17 protein-coding genes are annotated in these 18,450 nt (G+C 54.3%); 8 read left to right on the forward strand and 9 right to left on the reverse strand.

Features of this window, described 5'->3' with window-relative positions:
* Nucleotides 1-26 precede the first annotated feature (26 nt).
* A complete protein-coding gene (locus tag ACN0UH_RS04830; protein ID WP_417660982.1) occupies nucleotides 27-596 on the reverse strand; it encodes a DedA family protein in 570 nt (189 codons plus the stop codon).
* Nucleotides 597-1,021: 425 nt separating this feature from the next.
* Here ACN0UH_RS04830 and hemB point away from each other — a divergent pair, with 425 nt between their 5' ends.
* Nucleotides 1,022-2,035 (forward strand): porphobilinogen synthase, encoded by a 1,014-nt coding sequence (gene hemB / locus ACN0UH_RS04835; protein ID WP_417660983.1) that lies wholly within the window; start codon nucleotides 1,022-1,024, stop codon nucleotides 2,033-2,035.
* An 18-nt stretch (nucleotides 2,036-2,053) separates the two neighbouring features.
* Complete coding sequence (gene ppk1, locus ACN0UH_RS04840; RefSeq protein WP_417660984.1) at nucleotides 2,054-4,258, forward strand: polyphosphate kinase 1; 2,205 nt, start codon at nucleotides 2,054-2,056, stop codon at nucleotides 4,256-4,258.
* Here the strand turns inward: ppk1 and ppx are convergent.
* From ppx to ACN0UH_RS04865, 5 genes are all read right to left on the reverse strand, one after another.
* Nucleotides 4,245-5,747: an exopolyphosphatase gene (ppx, locus tag ACN0UH_RS04845; RefSeq protein ID WP_417661111.1), complete on the reverse strand. Its 1,503-nt coding sequence runs from the start codon at nucleotides 5,745-5,747 to the stop codon at nucleotides 4,245-4,247. The genes ppk1 and ppx overlap by 14 nt on opposite strands.
* A 209-nt stretch (nucleotides 5,748-5,956) precedes the next feature.
* Nucleotides 5,957-6,688, reverse strand: coding sequence for an amino acid ABC transporter ATP-binding protein (locus ACN0UH_RS04850; protein ID WP_087518689.1), 732 nt, complete (start codon nucleotides 6,686-6,688; stop codon nucleotides 5,957-5,959).
* The gene (locus ACN0UH_RS04855) at nucleotides 6,675-7,325 is read right to left on the reverse strand and encodes an amino acid ABC transporter permease (RefSeq protein WP_417661112.1); all 651 of its coding nucleotides are present in this window, start codon (nucleotides 7,323-7,325) and stop codon (nucleotides 6,675-6,677) included. The genes ACN0UH_RS04850 and ACN0UH_RS04855 overlap by 14 nt, the downstream gene beginning before the upstream one ends.
* Nucleotides 7,322-7,987 (reverse strand): amino acid ABC transporter permease, encoded by a 666-nt coding sequence (locus tag ACN0UH_RS04860; protein WP_417660985.1) that lies wholly within the window; start codon nucleotides 7,985-7,987, stop codon nucleotides 7,322-7,324. Before ACN0UH_RS04860 ends, ACN0UH_RS04855 begins: the two co-directional genes overlap by 4 nt.
* A 30-nt stretch (nucleotides 7,988-8,017) precedes the next feature.
* A complete protein-coding gene (locus ACN0UH_RS04865) occupies nucleotides 8,018-8,803 on the reverse strand; it encodes a transporter substrate-binding domain-containing protein (protein ID WP_417660986.1) in 786 nt (261 codons plus the stop codon).
* Between the two features lie 284 nt (nucleotides 8,804-9,087).
* Between ACN0UH_RS04865 and ACN0UH_RS04870 the strand changes: the two genes are divergently transcribed.
* The 5 genes from ACN0UH_RS04870 (at nucleotide 9,088) to ACN0UH_RS04890 (ending at nucleotide 14,504) form a co-directional block, all read left to right on the forward strand.
* Entirely contained in the window at nucleotides 9,088-9,795 is a 708-nt protein-coding gene (locus tag ACN0UH_RS04870; RefSeq protein WP_417660987.1) for a FadR/GntR family transcriptional regulator, read from the forward strand.
* Nucleotides 9,796-9,912: 117 nt separating this feature from the next.
* Entirely contained in the window at nucleotides 9,913-10,239 is a 327-nt protein-coding gene (gene trxA, locus ACN0UH_RS04875; RefSeq protein ID WP_010489350.1) for a thioredoxin TrxA, read from the forward strand.
* A gap of 235 nt (nucleotides 10,240-10,474) precedes the next feature.
* A complete protein-coding gene (rho, locus tag ACN0UH_RS04880; protein ID WP_087518683.1) occupies nucleotides 10,475-11,734 on the forward strand; it encodes a transcription termination factor Rho in 1,260 nt (419 codons plus the stop codon).
* A gap of 309 nt (nucleotides 11,735-12,043) precedes the next feature.
* Entirely contained in the window at nucleotides 12,044-13,510 is a 1,467-nt protein-coding gene (gene ubiD / locus ACN0UH_RS04885; protein ID WP_417660988.1) for a 4-hydroxy-3-polyprenylbenzoate decarboxylase, read from the forward strand.
* A gap of 25 nt (nucleotides 13,511-13,535) precedes the next feature.
* Nucleotides 13,536-14,504: a CDP-6-deoxy-delta-3,4-glucoseen reductase gene (locus ACN0UH_RS04890; protein WP_417660989.1), complete on the forward strand. Its 969-nt coding sequence runs from the start codon at nucleotides 13,536-13,538 to the stop codon at nucleotides 14,502-14,504.
* A 10-nt stretch (nucleotides 14,505-14,514) separates the two neighbouring features.
* Here ACN0UH_RS04890 and ACN0UH_RS04895 read toward each other — a convergent pair whose 3' ends face one another.
* Nucleotides 14,515-15,492 (reverse strand): NADPH:quinone oxidoreductase family protein, encoded by a 978-nt coding sequence (locus tag ACN0UH_RS04895; RefSeq protein WP_417660990.1) that lies wholly within the window; start codon nucleotides 15,490-15,492, stop codon nucleotides 14,515-14,517.
* A 158-nt stretch (nucleotides 15,493-15,650) separates the two neighbouring features.
* Between ACN0UH_RS04895 and ACN0UH_RS04900 the strand changes: the two genes are divergently transcribed.
* Nucleotides 15,651-16,061 (forward strand): flagellar basal body-associated FliL family protein, encoded by a 411-nt coding sequence (locus ACN0UH_RS04900; RefSeq protein WP_417660991.1) that lies wholly within the window; start codon nucleotides 15,651-15,653, stop codon nucleotides 16,059-16,061.
* A 26-nt stretch (nucleotides 16,062-16,087) separates the two neighbouring features.
* On the opposite strand, the gene ACN0UH_RS04905 is transcribed toward ACN0UH_RS04900, so the two are convergent.
* Complete coding sequence (locus ACN0UH_RS04905; protein WP_417660992.1) at nucleotides 16,088-17,932, reverse strand: diguanylate cyclase domain-containing protein; 1,845 nt, start codon at nucleotides 17,930-17,932, stop codon at nucleotides 16,088-16,090.
* A gap of 40 nt (nucleotides 17,933-17,972) precedes the next feature.
* Complete coding sequence (locus ACN0UH_RS04910; protein WP_417660993.1) at nucleotides 17,973-18,422, reverse strand: EVE domain-containing protein; 450 nt, start codon at nucleotides 18,420-18,422, stop codon at nucleotides 17,973-17,975.
* Nucleotides 18,423-18,450 lie beyond the last annotated feature (28 nt).

Genomic DNA, 18,450 nt, shown 5'->3' on the forward strand with positions numbered 1-18,450 from the left:
ATTGCTTGAGGCTTCTAGCTGGCGGTTTATAACGCTGGAGGCTGCTTGCGGCGCGCTTTGAGCAAGCTGTATAGCCAAAGGCTTAAGCCGATCACTGCGATGCTGCCCAGCAGGTAAAACTCATAGCGGCGTAAATCGCCGAGCACCGACTGCAACGCGCTGCCCAAGTGATAGGCAGCGTAGCTGATGCCAATCGACCAGACCGCAACGGCAATGCTGTCTAGCAGCAGATAGCGTCGCCATGAGTAGCCGGTCATACCGATGGCCAGCGGCATGACCATGCGCATACCGTAGATAAAACGAAAGCTCAGAACCCATAAGTCTGTGTTGCGCCGTAAGTGATGCAGCGCTTTATCGCCAGCCTTTTGCCATTTCGGTTTCTTTGCGAGTAACTTGCGCCCGTGTCGACGACCGAGAAAGTACCACCACTGATCTGTCGCCAGGGTGCCGCAGAAGGCAAAAAACGCCACCCACTCAATCTTCAAATAACCTTGTAAGGCAAGGTACGCGCCGAGCAGTACCGTGGCCTCGCCTTCGATAAATGTGCCAATAACCAGCGCCACATAACCGAACTGATGAATGAAATGTTCGAGCATTAAGGGGACCTCTGAAAAAGGTAGCGAGCGACGGGAGTACAAGGCAAAAAAATGCGAAAAAGCGGAGTTTACGTGTTGTAAATGAGCATTTTGAGCAGTTTTTTAACGCAGTAATATCTAGCGCAGTAGTTTTTCAGAGGTTCCTGAAGGTGTCTCAGCCATGAAGGCGCCTAGATTACCTCTTCCGCTGCTCGGGAAATACTCGGCTGCGCTCGACGGCGCACGGCTGGAGGGTACAATCATCCGATGAGTCGTTGCCCGCGTCCTCGCCCGCTCGTTTAGATAGGCCGAGTATCGCTATTTTTGACGTTGATTGGTTTGACTGCGACGCGCAGTCGCAGTTCGCTGAAGACTGTCATTAATTGGTCATAATGTTGGTTTATAACTGTCACACTCGCCCGTTGCTACGGGCTATGGAGCCTGTCGTGAGTTTTACCCCTGCCCACCGTCTGTTCCCCGCCACACGCCTGCGTCGTAACCGTCGTGATGATTTTTCCAGGCGCCTGGTGCGCGAAAACCGCCTGAGTGTTGATGACCTGATTCTGCCGGTCTTTGTACTTGACGGTGACAATCGCCGCGAACAAATCCCCTCGATGCCGGGCGTCGAGCGGCTGAGTATCGACTTGTTGCTGCAAGCGGCTGAAAAGTGGGTTGAGTTGGGTATTCCAGCCTTGGCTTTATTCCCGGTCACACCGCTTGAGAAAAAAACGCTGGATGGCAGTGAAGCGTGGAACCCTGAAGGCATTGCCCAGCGCGCGATTCGTGCATTGCGTGCGCGTTTCCCAGAGCTGGGTGTGATCAGCGATGTGGCATTGGACCCATTCACCACTCACGGTCAAGACGGCATTCTCGATGCAGACGGTTATGTGCAGAACGACATCACCGTTGATGCACTGGTCAAGCAAGCGCTGTCGCATGCCGATGCGGGTGCTCAGGTTGTTGCCCCTTCGGACATGATGGACGGGCGTATTCAGGCGATCCGGGAAGCACTGGAATTGGCTGACCATACCAATGTGCGGATCATGGCTTACTCCGCCAAATACGCCAGCGCCTATTACGGGCCATTCCGAGACGCCGTGGGCTCAGCTGCTAACTTAGGTAAAGGCAGCAAGAATACATACCAGATGGATCCGGCTAACGGTGACGAGGCGCTTCACGAAGTGGCCGCCGACCTGGCTGAAGGCGCGGACATGGTCATGGTTAAACCGGGTATGCCGTATCTCGACATCGTCTGGCGCGTCAAACAGGAATTCAAGGTGCCAACCTTTGTCTATCAAGTCAGTGGTGAGTACGCCATGCACATGGCTGCCATTCAGAATGGCTGGCTCAGTGAGGCAGTCATTCTTGAGTTGCTGACTGGCTTCAAGCGTGCAGGCGCTGACGGTATTCTGACTTACTTTGCCGTGCGTGCGGCCGAACTGTTAAAACAAGGGCAATAACCCCTAGGAACCCCGCGAATGAACACCGAAGGATTGACTGAATTGCAAACTGAAGAGCCGGTTGTCGTTGAGGCTCCGGCACAGGTTGTTGAGCCTGCTGCACCTGTTGTCGCAGAGACGCATCCGGCGCCGCCAATGGTGGTGCCGAGCCTGGATGACAGCAGCCTGTATATCCACCGCGAGCTGTCGCAGCTGCAATTCAATATCCGCGTGCTTGAGCAGGCGCTGGATGAGTCATATCCGTTGTTGGAACGCCTGAAGTTCTTATTGATCTTCTCCAGCAATCTGGATGAATTCTTCGAGATTCGTGTTGCGGGCCTGAAAAAACAGATCACTTTCGCCCGTGAACAAGCGGCTGCTGACGGTTTGCAGCCGCATCAGGCGTTGGCGCGTATCTCTGAGCTGGTGCATGAGCAAGTCACGCGTCAGTACACGATTTTGAATGAAACGCTGTTGCCGGCACTGGAAAAACACAATGTGCGGTTTATCCGCCGGCGGCATTGGAATACCAAGATCAAGGCATGGGTGCGGCGCTATTTTCGCGATGAAATTGCGCCGATCATCACCCCGATCGGTCTTGACCCAACGCACCCATTCCCATTGTTGGTCAACAAGAGCCTGAACTTTATCGTTGAGCTCGAAGGTGTTGATGCTTTCGGTCGCGACTCGGGCTTGGCGATTATCCCAGCGCCACGCTTGCTGCCGCGGATTATCCGCGTGCCGGAAGAGGTTGGTGGTGCGGGCGATAATTATGTGTTTTTGTCGTCAATGATCCACGCCCACGCTGATGACTTGTTCGTCGGCATGAAGGTCAAGGGTTGCTATCAGTTCCGCCTGACACGTAACGCCGACTTGTCGGTTGATACCGAGGATGTGGAAGACTTGGCGCGTGCGCTGCGCGGCGAGCTGTTCTCGCGGCGTTATGGTGATGCGGTGCGTCTTGAGGTAGTTGATACCTGCCCGAAAAACCTCAGCGATTATTTGCTCAAGCAGTTCGGCCTGGCCGACAGCGAGCTATACCGTGTCGGCGGCCCGGTAAACCTGACGCGACTGTTCAGCGTCACTGGTTTGGAAAGCCATCCAGAGCTGCAATACACGCCTTTTACCCCGGTTATTCCCAAGCTGCTGCAAAACAGTGACAACATCTTCAACGTTGTCAGCAAGCAAGACATTCTGTTGCTGCACCCGTTTGAGTCATTCACACCGGTCGTGGATTTGCTGCGCCAAGCGGCCAAAGACCCGCACGTACTGGCGATCAAGCAAACCCTGTATCGCTCGGGTGCTAACTCGGAAATTGTCGATGCGCTGGTTGAAGCAGCACGCAACGGTAAAGAAGTGACGGCGGTTATTGAGCTGCGCGCTCGCTTTGATGAAGAGTCCAACCTACAGCTGGCGAGCCGTTTGCAGGCTGCAGGTGCGGTGGTTATTTACGGTGTGGTCGGCTTTAAAACCCACGCCAAGATGATGCTGATCCTGCGCCGTGAAAGTGGCGATATTGTGCGTTATGCGCATATGGGCACGGGTAACTATCATGCGGGCAACGCGCGTCTTTACACCGATTACAGCCTGCTAACGGCGGACGTTGCGCTGTGTGAGGATGTCTCGAAGATGTTCAGCCAGTTGATCGGCATGGGTAAAACCCTGCGCATGAAGAAGTTGCTGCATGCGCCTTTTACCCTGAAAAAGACCTTGCTCGACATGATCGCCAAAGAGACCTTGCTGGCCACTGAAGGCAAGCCTGCTCACATCATGGCCAAGTTCAACTCACTGACTGACCCGAAGATTATTCGTGCCTTGTATAAAGCCAGTCAGAGCGGGGTCAGGATTGACCTGGTTGTGCGTGGCATGTGCTGCCTGCGTCCGGGTATTCCGGGCGTTTCGCACAACATTCAGGTGCGCTCGATTATTGGTCGCTTCCTTGAGCACACGCGGGTCTTCTACTTCCTCAACGAAGGCGAGGAGAAGATTTACCTGTCGAGTGCTGACTGGATGGAGCGCAACCTCGATAAGCGCGTAGAAACCGCGTTTCCGGTCGAGGGCAAAAAGCTGATCATGCGGGTCAAGAAAGAGCTGGAAATGTACCTCAGCGACAACACCCACAGCTGGGTATTGCAGCCTGACGGTCGCTACCTGCAAAGCAGCCCGACCGGCAACCAGAACCCGCGCAGTGCGCAGGCTGGGTTGCTTGATAAGCTGACTGTACCGCTGGTTAGCGCACGCTAAGCTCGATACCGACGCGCTTTAACCACTCGGCTTCCTGAGTGAAGTCAGCCTGGGTTAACGGGTTGGCTTCCAGCCAGCCATCCGGGAAGCGGTATTCAAGGCTCTGCCCAGAGGCATTTAGTTCCACCTTGGGCATATCCTGAGTGCTGCGGATGTGATGGAACAGAATCGCAAAACGTAGCAACACGCACAGGCGAATCAGCTTGACGCCTTCTTTGCCGAATTCGGCGAGCTTGTCCTTGGGGATATTGCGTCGGTGGCCGCGTATCAGTAAGGCCAGCATCTGCTGGTCGATGCGTGAGAAACCGGCCAAGTCAGAGTGCTCAACCAGATAGGCGCCATGCTTGTGATATTGGTAGTGGGCGATGTCCAAACCCAGTTCATGGACGCGTGCGGCCCAGACCAGCAGCTCTTTGTGCCAATCTTCTTTTAGCGACCACGTTTTCTCAACCTGTGCGAGTGCCTCGAGAGCCTTCGATTCGACGCGGGCGGCTTGATCAAGGTCAACGTGATAACGCTCCATCAGCGCGCTCAGTGTGCGCTCACGGACATCTTCATGATGATGGCGGCCGAGCAGGTCATAAAGCACACCTTCTCGCAGCGCACCTTCTGAATGCGACATGCAGTTCAGTTCGCAGGCATCGAAAATGGCTTCCATGATTGCCAGGCCAGCCGGGAAAATGCCGCGACGATCTGTTTTGATTCCATCGAGGTCGAGTTTTTCAACGTCACCCAACTTGAGTACTTTGCGCTTGAGCCAAGCCAGACCTTCACTGTTGACTTCACCTTTACCCAAGCCTGCTGCTTGAATGGTCAGGCCGATTGCCTTGATGGTGCCAGAAGCGCCGACGGCTTCCTCCCAGCCCATGCGCCGCAGTGCATGCTCGATACCCATTATTTCGAGACGTGCAGCAGTGTAAGCCTGAGCGTAACGCGCTTGAGTAATCTTGCCGTCTTTGAAAAAACGCTGGGTATAGCTCACGCAACCCATTTGCAGGCTTTCGCGTAGCAGGGGTTCAAACCGTTTGCCGATAATGAATTCGGTGCTGCCACCGCCAATGTCAGTAACGAGGCGCTTTCCGGGGGTGTCGGCGATGCTGTGTGATACACCCAAATAGATCAGTCGGGCTTCTTCACGCCCTGAAATCACTTCAACCGGGTGGCCCAGCACTTCTTCGGCGCGTTGGATGAACTCCGCGCGATTACGGGCTTCACGCAAGGCATTGGTAGCGACTATGCGTACCGCGCCTTGAGGCAGGTTTGCGGTGAGTTGAGCAAAGCGGCGCAAGCAGTCGATGCCGCGTTGCATGGCTTCTTCGTTGAGAACCCGCTCTTCATTGATACCTGCGGCGAGTTGCACCTTGTCGCCGAGGCGCTCAAGGATACGGATTTCGCCATGATCGGCTTTGGCTAACACCATGTGAAAGCTGTTTGAGCCAAGGTCGATAGCGGCAATCAATGGGTATGACTCGTTAGAGTTTTCTGGCATGGCATGTGAGATCTCGATGCTGAACTCGGTCATCGTGCCACGATCAATCGGTCACGCCAACGCCTAGCAATCTGGTAGCAGATATTTTTGCTAGTCATAAAGACATTACCGCACCAGCAGGCGGGCGCCTGCTGAGGTTTTTGTAAAGCCTGAATAAATCTTGCAAAGTCATTTATAACGACATCAACAGTGATTGTTGCAGGCCTTGCTCATAAATGAACCGAGCTAATGAAATTGCGCAGCTCTGCGGTTTGCGGTTCGGCAAACAGTTGTTTTGGGTCGCCCACCTCATGCACTTTGCCTTGATGCATAAACACCAGCTTGTCGCCGACTTCACGGGCGAAGCGCATTTCATGGGTGACCATAATCAGGGTCATGCCCTCGCTGGCCAATTGTTTGACCACCGCCAGCACCTCGTTCACCAGCTCCGGGTCGAGCGCCGAGGTTATTTCATCGCACAGCAGCACCTTGGGCGACATGGCCAAGGCACGTGCAATGGCAACGCGTTGCTGTTGACCACCTGAAAGTTGCTCGGGGTACGCGGCAAACTTCTCGCCAAGGCCGACGCGATCGAGCATTTGCTGGGCCAAGGTTGCAGCTTGTTCGCGGGGTATCTTTTTCACGACCTGAGGCGCGAGCATCACATTTTCGCCAACGCTCAGGTGTGGAAACAGATTGAATTGCTGAAACACCATGCCGACCTTTTGCCGCAAGCTGCGTAAATCGGCACGCGCGGCGTCGAGGTATTCGCCGTCGACCTCAATCACCCCGTCATTGATCGATTCCAAGCCATTGAGGGTGCGCAACAAGGTGCTTTTGCCCGAGCCACTGCGGCCGATGATGGCCACTACTTCACCTTCGGCAACCTCAAGGTCGATCCCCTTGAGCACGTGATTGTCGCCGTAGTATTTGTGCAGGGCGCTGACGTTAAGCAGTGACATTGAGCCTCCTTTCCAGGCGGTGTGCAGCAAACGAGAGGGGGTAGCAGAGTAGGAAGTAGCCAAGCGCAACAAAGCCATAAACCATGAACGGCTCAAATGTGGCATTTGCCAGCATGCCGCCGGTTTTGGTCAGTTCGGTGAAGCCGATGATTGATGTCACCGCTGTGCCTTTGACGACCTGCACCGAGAAGCCGACTGTTGGCGCGATGGCGATACGCAAGGCTTGCGGTAGCACCACATGGCGCAATACTTCGAGGCGCGACAAGGCCAAGCTTTCTGACGCTTCCCACTGTCCGCGCGGGATTGACTCAACACAACCGCGCCAGATCTCGGCGAGAAACGCGCTGGTGAACAGCGTCAAGGCGATGGCGGCAGCCAGCCAGGGTGAAACATCGATGCCAAGCAGGGCTACGCCGAAAAACACCATAAATAACTGCATCAGCAAAGGCGTGCCCTGGAATAGCTCAATGTAGCCGTGAGCCAGAACCCGCAAAGCCTGCAGCGGGGCGATTCGCGCCAGTAATACCAGCAACCCGGCAATGCCGCCGCAGACAAATGCCACCAATGACAACAGCAGCGTCCACTGCAAGCCAGTGAGCAGGTTGCGGATAATGTCCCAAAGGGTGAAGTCCATCAGCGCGCTCCTGCAATAAAGCGACGGCCAACCCACGCCAGCAACTGGCGAATAATGATCGCCATGGCCAGGTACAGCAGTGTTGTGACCAGATAGGTTTCAAAGGCGCGGAAGTTACGTGATTGAATGAAGTTGGCGGCGAATGACAACTCTTCAGTGGATATCTGCGAGCACACCGAGGAGCCCAGCATGACGATGATTATCTGACTTGATAGCGCGGGCCAGACTTTGCTCAACGCCGGGCGCAAGACCACATAGCGAAATATCTCAAAACGGCTCATGGCCAATGCCGAAGCAGCTTCGATCTGGCCGTACGGAACAGCTTGAATCCCTGCGCGGATAATCTCCGTGGAATAGGCACCGAGGTTGATCACCATCGCCAGCACGGCTGCTTCCCACTCATTCATGCGTACGCCAAGGGCGGGCAAGCCGAAGAAAATAAAAAACAACTGAACAATAAAGGGCGTGTTGCGTATCAGCTCAACGTAGACCGCAAAGACCCGATTGAATGGTTTGATCTGCCAGGCGCGTAATACCGCGCCAATAACTCCTAAACCGACGCCGAATACCGTGCCAACGAAAGTCAGGCCCAGCGTGAACATTGCGCCTTGCAGCAGCAGGTCAGCATTTTCAAGTACGGGAACAAAGTTGAACTGGTACGCCATCGAGTCAGGCCTCCAACTGGGTGTGAAGGCTTATAGGTCGGCAGGCAGCGGTTGTTTCAACCATTTTTCGCTGATGCTATTGAGGCTGCCGTCGGTCTTGGCGGCGGTGATGATCTGGTTCACCTTGTCGAGTAAGGCTGGCTCGTTCTTGTTCACGCCCACATAAGTGGGGGAGTTCTTAAGGTTGAGCTTCATCGCGGGCACCCGCTTTGGATTGCGCTCAGCAATGGCTGACATTACGACGTTGCCGCTGGCGATTAGATCAACCTGGCCAGAAAGGTAGGCGGCGATGGTCGAGTTGTTGTCTTCGAAGCGTTTGATCGTTGCATCTTTAGGTGCAACCTTGCTCAACTCGATGTCTTCAATGGCGCCACGGGTGACGCTGATGGTTTTGCCAGACAGATCAGCCAGTGATTTCACAGCGTCATCCTCCGGACCAAACACACCCAGATAGAAGGGCGCGTAAGCCTTCGAGAAATCAATTACCGATTCGCGCTCAGGGTTTTTACCCAGGCTGGAGATGACCAGATCAACTTTGCCAGTGGTCAGGAATGGAATGCGGTTGGTGCTGTTAACCGGCGTGAGTTCCAGTTTTACCGAGAGTTTGTCAGCCAGCAGTTGTGCGGTGTCGATATCCAGACCACGAGGTTTCAGATCAGGACCCACCGAACCAAAGGGCGGAAAATCTTGTGGAACTGCAACTTTCAACACCCCACGCTCGCTAATGTCACTGAGGCCGTCAGCGCTGGCTGTGGTCATGCCGAACATCAAGCTAGCGAACAGGATGCTGAGTAGGCTGCGGTTAGCGTGGGTCATGGCTGTCTCCCGACTGGGTAATTAAATTCGAACAATTTCGATAAGTGCCCGATTGCATCAGTTGTGCCAATAGTCAGTAGTTTCATGTACTTACGATTATTGCTTTTGCAAAACAAGGTCTTACTGGTCTGAACAGTTAAGAATCTGACTGGTTAGTCGGGAATTTTTTTGCGCCATCTCAGTGCGCCAGTTTCAAGGGCGCGCAAAGGCGGGGCGTAACTTGCCAGTGGGTGCGAAATGGCCTTACAAAGACAGTCTCACTGGACTGACCGGCCCGAACAGTTATGCATGCTCCTACCCCTCGCGCGGTACCTGAATATGCCCTGCAAGCAATCCGCGATCTGATCGAGCAAGAGGATTACCGCGCTGGCGATGCGTTGCCTTCGCAGCGTGATTTGGCCGAGCGGCTTGGGGTCAGTCGTACTTCATTGCGTGAGGCGCTTTCATCGCTGAGTGCGCTGGGCCTGGTCAGTGTGCAGCCCGGTAAAGGCGTGTTTGTGCAGGCGCCGACAACTCAGCTGGCCGCTAATAATGGGTTCGCCTGGCCGTTTGCCGCTCAGATATCTGCGGCCGATACCTTTCAGTTGCGTTTCGCATTAGAGGGGTTTGCTTGCGGGCTCGCGGCCGTGACCTTGAGTGCGCAAGAGCTGGATGCCCTGCAAGATAACGTCGAACAGATGCGGTTAGAACTGCGGGCCAGTGATTTTGAGCGCGCGTCACAGCTGGATTTTGATTTTCATCGGCGTATTTTGCAGGCCAGTGGTAATCAGGCGATGTTGGGCATTGTCACTTCGAGCGCCGATATTTTCCTCGAAAGTCAGAAGTTGCCATTCATTCGTCCCGAGCGTGCGCTGGAAACGTGGAAGGAACATACTAAGATTCTCAGGGCGCTTGGACGTCGTGCAAAAGCACCAGCGCAGAAGGCTATGCAGCAGCACATACGCGCCGCTGCTTTGCGCACAGGCATCGCTTTCGTCACGCTTGGAGACTAGTTCGATACGAAAATTGTATTGGGTTATTGAAAAACGCAATTGTGCTTTTCTGGCTGTGATTGCAAAGCCGCGTTATGATGTCTGCCAATTTTGTTGCTTCCGAACACGGAGATTTCCATGAGCGAATTCATCACCAACGTCAGCGACGCAAGTTTTGACCAAGAAGTTATTCAAGCCGAAGGCGCTATTCTGGTCGACTACTGGGCTGAATGGTGTGGCCCGTGCAAAATGATTGCACCGGTTCTCGACGAGATTGCCCAGACTTATCAGGGCAAGCTTAAAGTCTGCAAACTGAACATCGACGAAAACCAGGAAACGCCACCAAAGTACGGCGTGCGCGGTATCCCAACACTGATGCTGTTCAAGAACGGCAATGTTGAGGCGACCAAGGTTGGCGCACTGTCGAAGTCGCAACTGACAGCGTTCCTGGATAGCAATATCTAAGTCGTTTTGTGAAAAAGCCCCGAAATATCGGGGCTTTTTTTGTATTTAAAGGCTAGACGTGCGTATTTGCACGATGTTACATTCGACCTCGCTGTATTTCCTATACAGCCCCCTGCATAGCCGTCGCCGACGCATTCCTTTATGAATCATTTCGCGATCCAGTCGCCTTCAAGTGCGGCGCGGCCTCCCAAGCTAATAGCTTATTTTCCCTCCTCACAATGATTACGTCATTCCTATGAATCTGACCGAACTCAAGCAAAAGCCGATTACTGAACTGCTCGAAATGGCCGAACAGATGGGCATCGATAACATGGCCCGCTCGCGCAAGCAGGACGTGATTTTCTCGCTACTGAAACGACACTCTAAAGGCGGCGAAGAAATTTCCGGTGATGGCGTGTTGGAAATCCTCCAGGACGGTTTCGGCTTCCTCCGCTCTGCGGATGCCTCATATCTCGCTGGCCCAGACGATATTTATGTTTCGCCAAGCCAGATCCGCCGTTTCAACCTGCGTACTGGCGACACCATCGTCGGTAAAATTCGCCCGCCAAAAGAAGGCGAGCGCTACTTTGCACTGCTCAAGGTCGACACGATCAATTACGACCGTCCTGAGAATGCGAAGAACAAAATTCTTTTCGAAAACCTGACGCCGCTGTTCCCTACCAAGCGTCTGGTTATGGAAGCCGGTAATGGCTCCACTGAAGACATCACCGGTCGCGTTATCGACCTGTGTGCGCCGATTGGTAAAGGTCAGCGTGGTCTGATTGTTGCGCCGCCAAAAGCGGGCAAGACCATCATGCTGCAGAACATTGCCAGCAACATCACGCGTAATAATCCCGAGTGCCACCTGATCGTTCTGTTGATCGATGAGCGCCCTGAAGAAGTAACTGAAATGCAGCGCACTGTGCGCGGTGAAGTGGTTGCTTCGACCTTCGATGAGCCGCCAACCCGCCACGTGCAGGTTGCTGAAATGGTTATCGAGAAGGCCAAGCGTCTGGTTGAACACAAGAAAGACGTAGTTATCCTGCTCGACTCGATCACTCGTCTGGCGCGTGCTTACAACACCGTAATTCCTAGCTCCGGCAAGGTGTTGACCGGTGGTGTCGATGCGCACGCCCTGGAAAAACCAAAGCGCTTCTTCGGTGCTGCCCGTAACATCGAAGAAGGCGGCTCGCTGACCATTCTGGCGACCGCGCTGGTTGAAACCGGCTCGAAGATGGACGAAGTGATTTACGAAGAGTTCAAAGGTACCGGTAACATGGAACTGCCTTTGGATCGTCGTATCGCTGAGAAGCGCGTTTTCCCTGCGATCAACATCAACCGTTCCGGTACCCGCCGCGAAGAGTTGCTGACCGCGGAAGACGAGCTGCAGCGCATATGGATTCTGCGTAAGTTGCTGCACCCAATGGATGAGATTGCCGCCATTGAATTCTTGATCGACAAGCTTAAAGCGACCAAGACCAATGAAGAGTTTTTCATGTCCATGAAGCGTAAGTAGTTGGCTTGCGGCCGTGTGTGCTGCGGTGATGCTGCGTTAGAAATTACCTCGGCGTGCTCATGTACTACTCGTACACTGCGCGACCTCGGTAATTTCTGCCTTGCCTGACCTTTGCACACGCGACCTCGGTTTGCGGTGAGTCGTGTTTAGATCAAGTGACTTGTTGCGCTGTAAGATTTCGCAAAAGCCGGGTAATCATTACTGATCCCGGCTTTTGTGTTTGTGTGAATTGGCTTTTGGCCTTCTGAATAACCCAGTGGGGCGTTAAACTTTGCGTTTCGATGGCTCTGCCTGACACGAGGCTCCTGCATGCAGTATCGCGACCTGCGCGACTTTATCAGCGGCTTGGAAAAGCGCGGCGAACTCAAGCGTATCCAGACTCCGGTTTCCCCGGTGCTGGAGATGACTGAAATCTGTGACCGTACCTTGCGTAAAGCGGGGCCAGCGTTGCTGTTCGAAAACCCGACTGGGTTCGATATGCCGGTGCTCGGTAACCTGTTTGGCACGCCGCAGCGCGTAGCGTTGGGCATGGGTGCCGAGGCCGTTAGTGAGCTGCGTGAAATTGGCAAGCTGCTCGCGTTCCTCAAGGAGCCCGAGCCACCCAAAGGCCTGAAAGATGCGTGGGACAAGCTGCCGATCTACCGCAAAGTGCTTTCGATGGCGCCCAAGGTACTCAAGGATGCGCCTTGTCAGGAAGTAATCGAAGAAGGTGATGACGTCGACTTGACCAAGCTGCCGGTGCAAACCTGCTGGCCTGGCGATGTTGGCCCGCTGATCACTTGGGGGCTGACCATTACCAAGGGGCCGAACAAGGAACGTCAGAATCTGGGTATTTATCGCCAGCAGGTGATCGGTCGCAATAAGGTCATCATGCGCTGGCTCAGCCACCGTGGCGGCGCTCTGGATTTCCGTGAGTGGTGTCAAAAGTATCCGGATCGCCCATACCCGGTGGCGGTTGCATTGGGCGCTGACCCGGCGACCATTCTTGGCGCAGTCACACCGGTTCCGGACAGTCTGTCCGAGTATGCATTTGCTGGTTTGTTGCGGGGCAACAAGACTGAGCTGATCAAGGCCCGTGGCAGCGATTTGCAGGTGCCCGCCAGCGCTGAAATCGTTCTCGAAGGGGTGATTCATCCCGGCGAGATGGCCGATGAAGGCCCGTATGGCGATCACACCGGCTACTACAATGAAGTGGATCGTTTCCCGGTGTTCACGGTTGAGCGCATTACCCGTAGGCAGAAACCGATTTATCACAGTACCTATACCGGTCGGCCACCCGATGAGCCCGCGATTTTGGGGGTGGCGCTGAATGAGGTGTTTGTCCCGATTCTGCAAAAGCAGTTTCCGGAGATTACCGACTTCTACCTGCCGCCCGAAGGTTGCTCCTACCGCATGGCGGTGGTGACAATGAAGAAACAGTACCCGGGCCATGCCAAGCGCGTGATGCTCGGTGTGTGGTCATTCTTGCGCCAGTTCATGTACACCAAATTTGTCATCGTTACCGATGACGACATCAATGCCCGTGACTGGAATGATGTGATTTGGGCGATTACCACGCGCATGGATCCGGCTCGCGACACGGTAATGATTGAAAATACACCGATCGACTACCTCGACTTTGCCTCACCTGTTTCGGGCTTGGGTTCGAAGATGGGGCTTGATGCAACTAATAAATGGCCGGGCGAAACCACTCGCGAATGGGGTCGGGCGATTGTTCAGGATGATGCTGTCAAACGAAAGGTTGATGATATGTGGGCCGAGCTAGGGATTGATTGATGCTGCATTGGAGTCGGAAAGCGTTATGAAAGTCATCTTGCAACCTTCAGGCGCTGAAGTTGAAGTGCAGCCGGGTGAACCCATTCTTGATGCGGCACGGCGTCAGGGCTTTGATTGTCCGCAAAGCTGCCGCAACGGTAATTGCCACATTTGTGCGGCGCTGCTGATTGAAGGTCGGGTTAAGCAAAATGGCAGCGAGATTGACCACGGTGAGTTATTCACCTGTCTGGCCGAGCCGTTAGAAGACTGCATTGTGCATTGGGACGGGGTGCTGGCGCCGGGAGAGTTACCAGTGCGCGAGTTGTCTTGCCAGATTGTTAGCTGTACAGACGTGGGCGGCGATGTCTACCGCCTATGCCTGCGCGCGCCTGCGGGCAAGTTACCGCGTTATCACGCCGGTCAGTATCTGCTGCTGCAACGTGCTGAAGACGACTACACCGCCTTTTCCCTGGCTTCTGCTCCGCATGCTGGGCGCGATCTTGAGCTGCACATCCTTGCCCGAGATGAAGAAACCTTGGCATTGATCGGGCGATTACAGCAGCAGGGGTTCGTTCGTGTGCAGTTGCCATTCGGCGATACCCATTTGGCTGAGTTACCTGCTGGGCCCTTGGTGTTGATCGCCGCAGGCACCGGCATGGCGCAGATGCACAGTTTGATTGAGCATTGCCGCGAAGCAGGCTTCAAGCATCCGGTGCATTTGTATTGGGGCGCGCGCAGTCCGGATGATTTCTATGACCTGCCGCACTGGACTGACTGGCAAAAACTGGAAAATCTGACCCTGCATAAAGTGGTCAGTGACCAATGCGGCTGGCAGGGGCGCTGTGGCTTGCTGCATGAAGCGGTGAGCGAAGACTTCAGCGACCTTAAATCACTGCATGTCTATGCCAGCGGCTCACCGCCAATGGTTTACGGAACGCTTGATGCGCTGGTAGAGGCGGGGATGGATGCACACCAGATGCGCGCTGATGTGTTTGCCTATGCCCCGCGTGAGTAGCCTTGCATCGTTAGCGAACCTGAACCACGACCTTGCCAACAGCCTTGCGCTGGCCTAGCAGGTTGATTGCGTCGGCGGCTTTTTCCAGGGCGAAGGTTTCGGACACCAGTGGCTTGAGTTTGCCTTCAGCATGCCAGGCGAACAGCTGCTGGAAGTTGGCCAGGTTGTCTTGCGGTTGACGCTGGGCGAATGAACCCCAGAATACGCCGACCACCGAAGCGCCCTTGAGCAGCATCAGGTTGACTGGTACTTCCGGGATGCGTCCGCTGGCAAAGCCAACCACCAGCAAACGACCATTCCAGCCAATGCTGCGTACTGCAAGATCAAACAAATCGCCGCCGACCGGATCATAGATAACATCTGCGCCTTGGCCGCCGGTAAGGCGTTTTACTTCTTCCTTGAGATTGCTTTCGCTGTAGTTGATCAGCTCATCAGCGCCTGCCGATTTAGCTACTTCGAGTTTTTCAGCACTGCTGGCGGCGGCAATTACCTTGGCGCCCATAGCCTTGCCGATTTCAACGGCCGCCAGGCCGACCCCGCCCGATGCGCCGAGCACCAGCAGGGTCTCTCCCGGCTGTAGGTTGGCGCGTTGCTTAAGTGCATGCATCGAGGTGCCGTAGGTCATGCCGAAAGCCGCTGCACTTGGAAAGTCCATCGATTTGGGCACCGGCATCACGTTATAGCTGGGCACTGCCACTTGTTCGGCAAAGCTGCCCCAGCCGGTTAACGCCATGACCCGGTCACCGACTTTCAGGTGGCTGACTTTTTCGCCGACTGAGCTGACAACACCTGCTGCTTCGCCACCCGGAGAGAATGGGAAGGGTGGCTTGAACTGGTATTTGCCTTCGATGATCAGCGTGTCCGGGAAGTTGACACCGGCGCTATGTACGTCGATGACTACTTCATTTTTCTTCGCCTCAGGGTTGGCGGTCTCTTCCACCACCAATGTCTCAGCAGGGCCAAAGGCTTTGCATAGCACGGCTTTCATCGGGCACATCCTTTTTCAAGTAATGAAGTGCAGTGTAGAGTTCTGATAGGTCGGGTCAACAAGCATGGTTGCTTGTAATGGTGCAGCATAAGCATTGTGCTTGGGCACTGGCGCTGTAGTCGCTATGCTTGGCACAACCCTTACGGAGAGTGAGTCCTGTGAAAGTCATCCTCGCATTATTGATTGCCCTGATCTTGCCGCTGCACGCCGTGGCTGAAGAAGCTGAAGCCGACGGCGAGGCCGTAGCGCCAGCAGTTGCTTACATCAATCTGACGCCAGCGCTGGTGGGTAACTTTGGCTCTGGACCTAAGTTGAAGTTTTATAAAGCGGATGTGTCGCTACGTGTTGAAGGGCCGGAGGCTGAGGCCAAGGTCACGCACCATGAGCCGTTGATTCGCAATCAACTGGTGATGCTGTTTTCCGAGCAAACCGAAGATGGCTTGAGTGCACCAGATGCCAAGGAAAAGCTGCGCGAAGAAGCCTTGAAGCAGGTTCAGCAGGTGCTGACGCAGGAGGAGGGTGAGCCGCTGGTCAAGGACTTGCTGTTCAACAACCTGATCTTGCAGTAGTCACTCGCGCATAAATGCTTGAGGACTCAGCTCACTGGGCGAGCTATGCACGTACGATTGCGCCCTTCGTGCTTGGCTTGATACAGCGCCTGGTCGCTGCGTTCGATGAGGCTGTCTGGCAGGTCTTCGTTATCTGCGTTGATGCTGGCAATGCCAATGCTCAGGGTTAGCCTGCCGAATGGGCTGCTGAGATGTCTGATGCGTGCTTCATCCAGCTTCTGGTGAAGTTGGGCGGCAATGTGAGCGGCGCCTTCGACACCGGTGTTGGCCAAAATGATCGCAAACTCTTCACCGCCGTAACGGTAGGCTGAATCGCCTTCACGGTGCAGGCAGTCCTGCATGATCTTGGCAACATGGCGCAATGCATCATCACCTGCCAAGTGGCCGCGCTGATCGTTGTAGGCCTTGAAGTAGTCGATATCGAGCATCATCAAGGTCAGCGGTGAGCCCGAGCGCTGCAGACGCCGCCATTCGCTCTCCAACTGATTGTCAAAGTAGCGCCGGTTAAACAGCCCGGTTAATCCATCCTGCTGCGACAAGATTTTTAGTTGTGCCTCAAATCGCAGGCGTTCGCTATTGTCGCGCGACACGCAGATCAAATATTCGTGCTCATTGATCACGACCAGTTGTGCGCTGATTTCAGCCGGTTGCGTGCTGCCGTCGCGGCGGAGTAACTGGTGCTGTGACATCTGCGAGGAGCTGCTGTCTTGAGACTTACGCAGTTCGCTGAGCCAGTTAGTAAAGTTAGGTAATAAACGGTCTGGGTTCTCTTTGAATAAGTCACTGAACACCTCGGCGCTGTAACCAAGCGAGCGATAGGTGGCGCGATTCATGTAAAGGATTTCACGGTTATCGGGATTGACGATAAATAGACCATCGCTGCTTGAGTCGGTCATGTCGATAACCAGCTGCAAGCGTTCGCGGCTCTCTATCAGCACGTGTTCAATGTGCTCACGTTGGGCTATCTCTTTATTCAGGCGCTGGTTACTGTTTTGTAGGTCGTTGGCACGTTGATGGCTTTGCAGGGCCAGCGCCAATGCAGCGACCAGCAATGTGCTGATGATCAAGCTGGCACAGAGGACAAATGTCGGCAGTGGCGAGTTCAGCCTGGCGAGCAGCTTTGGGCTGGGGTTCAAGGTGATAGCAAAGCTTTGATTGTTCAACAGGTGAAAGGCAATCTTCTGTTCGAATTCCGCCTTTGTGTCGGGTTGCTCACGGCTGTAGATCGGTTTGCCGTTTTCCAGTAGATCGGCGCTGAAATAGTCGCGATCAACTTCAGATAACAACTGATCCATGAGCGGTTCAACTTTGAATACGCCTTGTAAAAAGCCATCGAATACCCGCTTGCCCTGTTCATTCTTGATATACAGCGGGGTATATAAAACAAAACCGCGGCCGCCTTGAACCAGGGCAAAGCTATTGGAAAACTGAGGGGTGCCGGTGTCGCGGGCGCGTAATGCCAGCGAATAGTTGGGATGGTCAGGCTTCAGGACAAAATTGAGCGCAGCCTCATTGCCAGTGGTGGGGGCAACCCAGCGCATACGCAGGTCTGGGCCGAGCCACTGAATCGACTGATAGGCCTTGAAGTGGTCCAGGGAAAACTGACTCTCAAGCAGCCACTGATCTTTCGGAATACGCCCACGCTGGTTCCATAGTTGAGCGACGCGATAAAGATCATGAACCTGATAGTCGAGGTTGTTTTGCAATCGTGTTGCGAGGTTTTTTGCTTGGGAGCTAACCCGTTCAGCGATGGATTGCTGTTGATCCTGAACCATCTGCTGCCAAACGGTCAGGCTGGCAAAATAAAGCCCGCTTAATAGTACCGCCAGTGCAAATCGGGCAATCCATGTCTGAGGCAGGCGTTGCGCCATATAACTGAGTCCACTCTAGTCGTTGTATTGTTATTAGATGTCAGCGCATTTGTAAAATTGCTTGCCAGTGGTCTTCTGATACCGGCATTACTGATAAGCGGCTGCCTTTTTGCACAAGCGGCAACTCGAGCAGCGCATGCTGTGCTTTCAGGTCGGCGAGGCTAATAACCTGCTTGAAGGCTTCTACGAATTCGATGTCTACAGCGCTCCATGGGTTCTTTTCAGTAGTAGCTTTTGCATCAAAGTAATGGCTTTTAGGATCAAGCGCGGTTGGGTCGGGATAGGCTTCGCGGCTAATGCGAGCGATGCCTGCAATACCGGGTTCAGGGCAGCTTGAGTGGTAGAAAAAGAATAAATCCCCGGTTTTCATACTGCGCATAAAGTTGCGTGCTTGATAATTACGTACCCCATCCCAGCGCGCAACCCTTAAGCGCTGCAAGTCGTGGATTGAAAATTCGTCAGGTTCTGATTTCATTAGCCAATTGGGCATGAACTTTGCTCCAGCAATTATGTCCTTA

The organism is Pseudomonas sp. (assembly GCF_048265905.1).
GTDB lineage: Bacteria > Pseudomonadota > Gammaproteobacteria > Pseudomonadales > Pseudomonadaceae > Aquipseudomonas.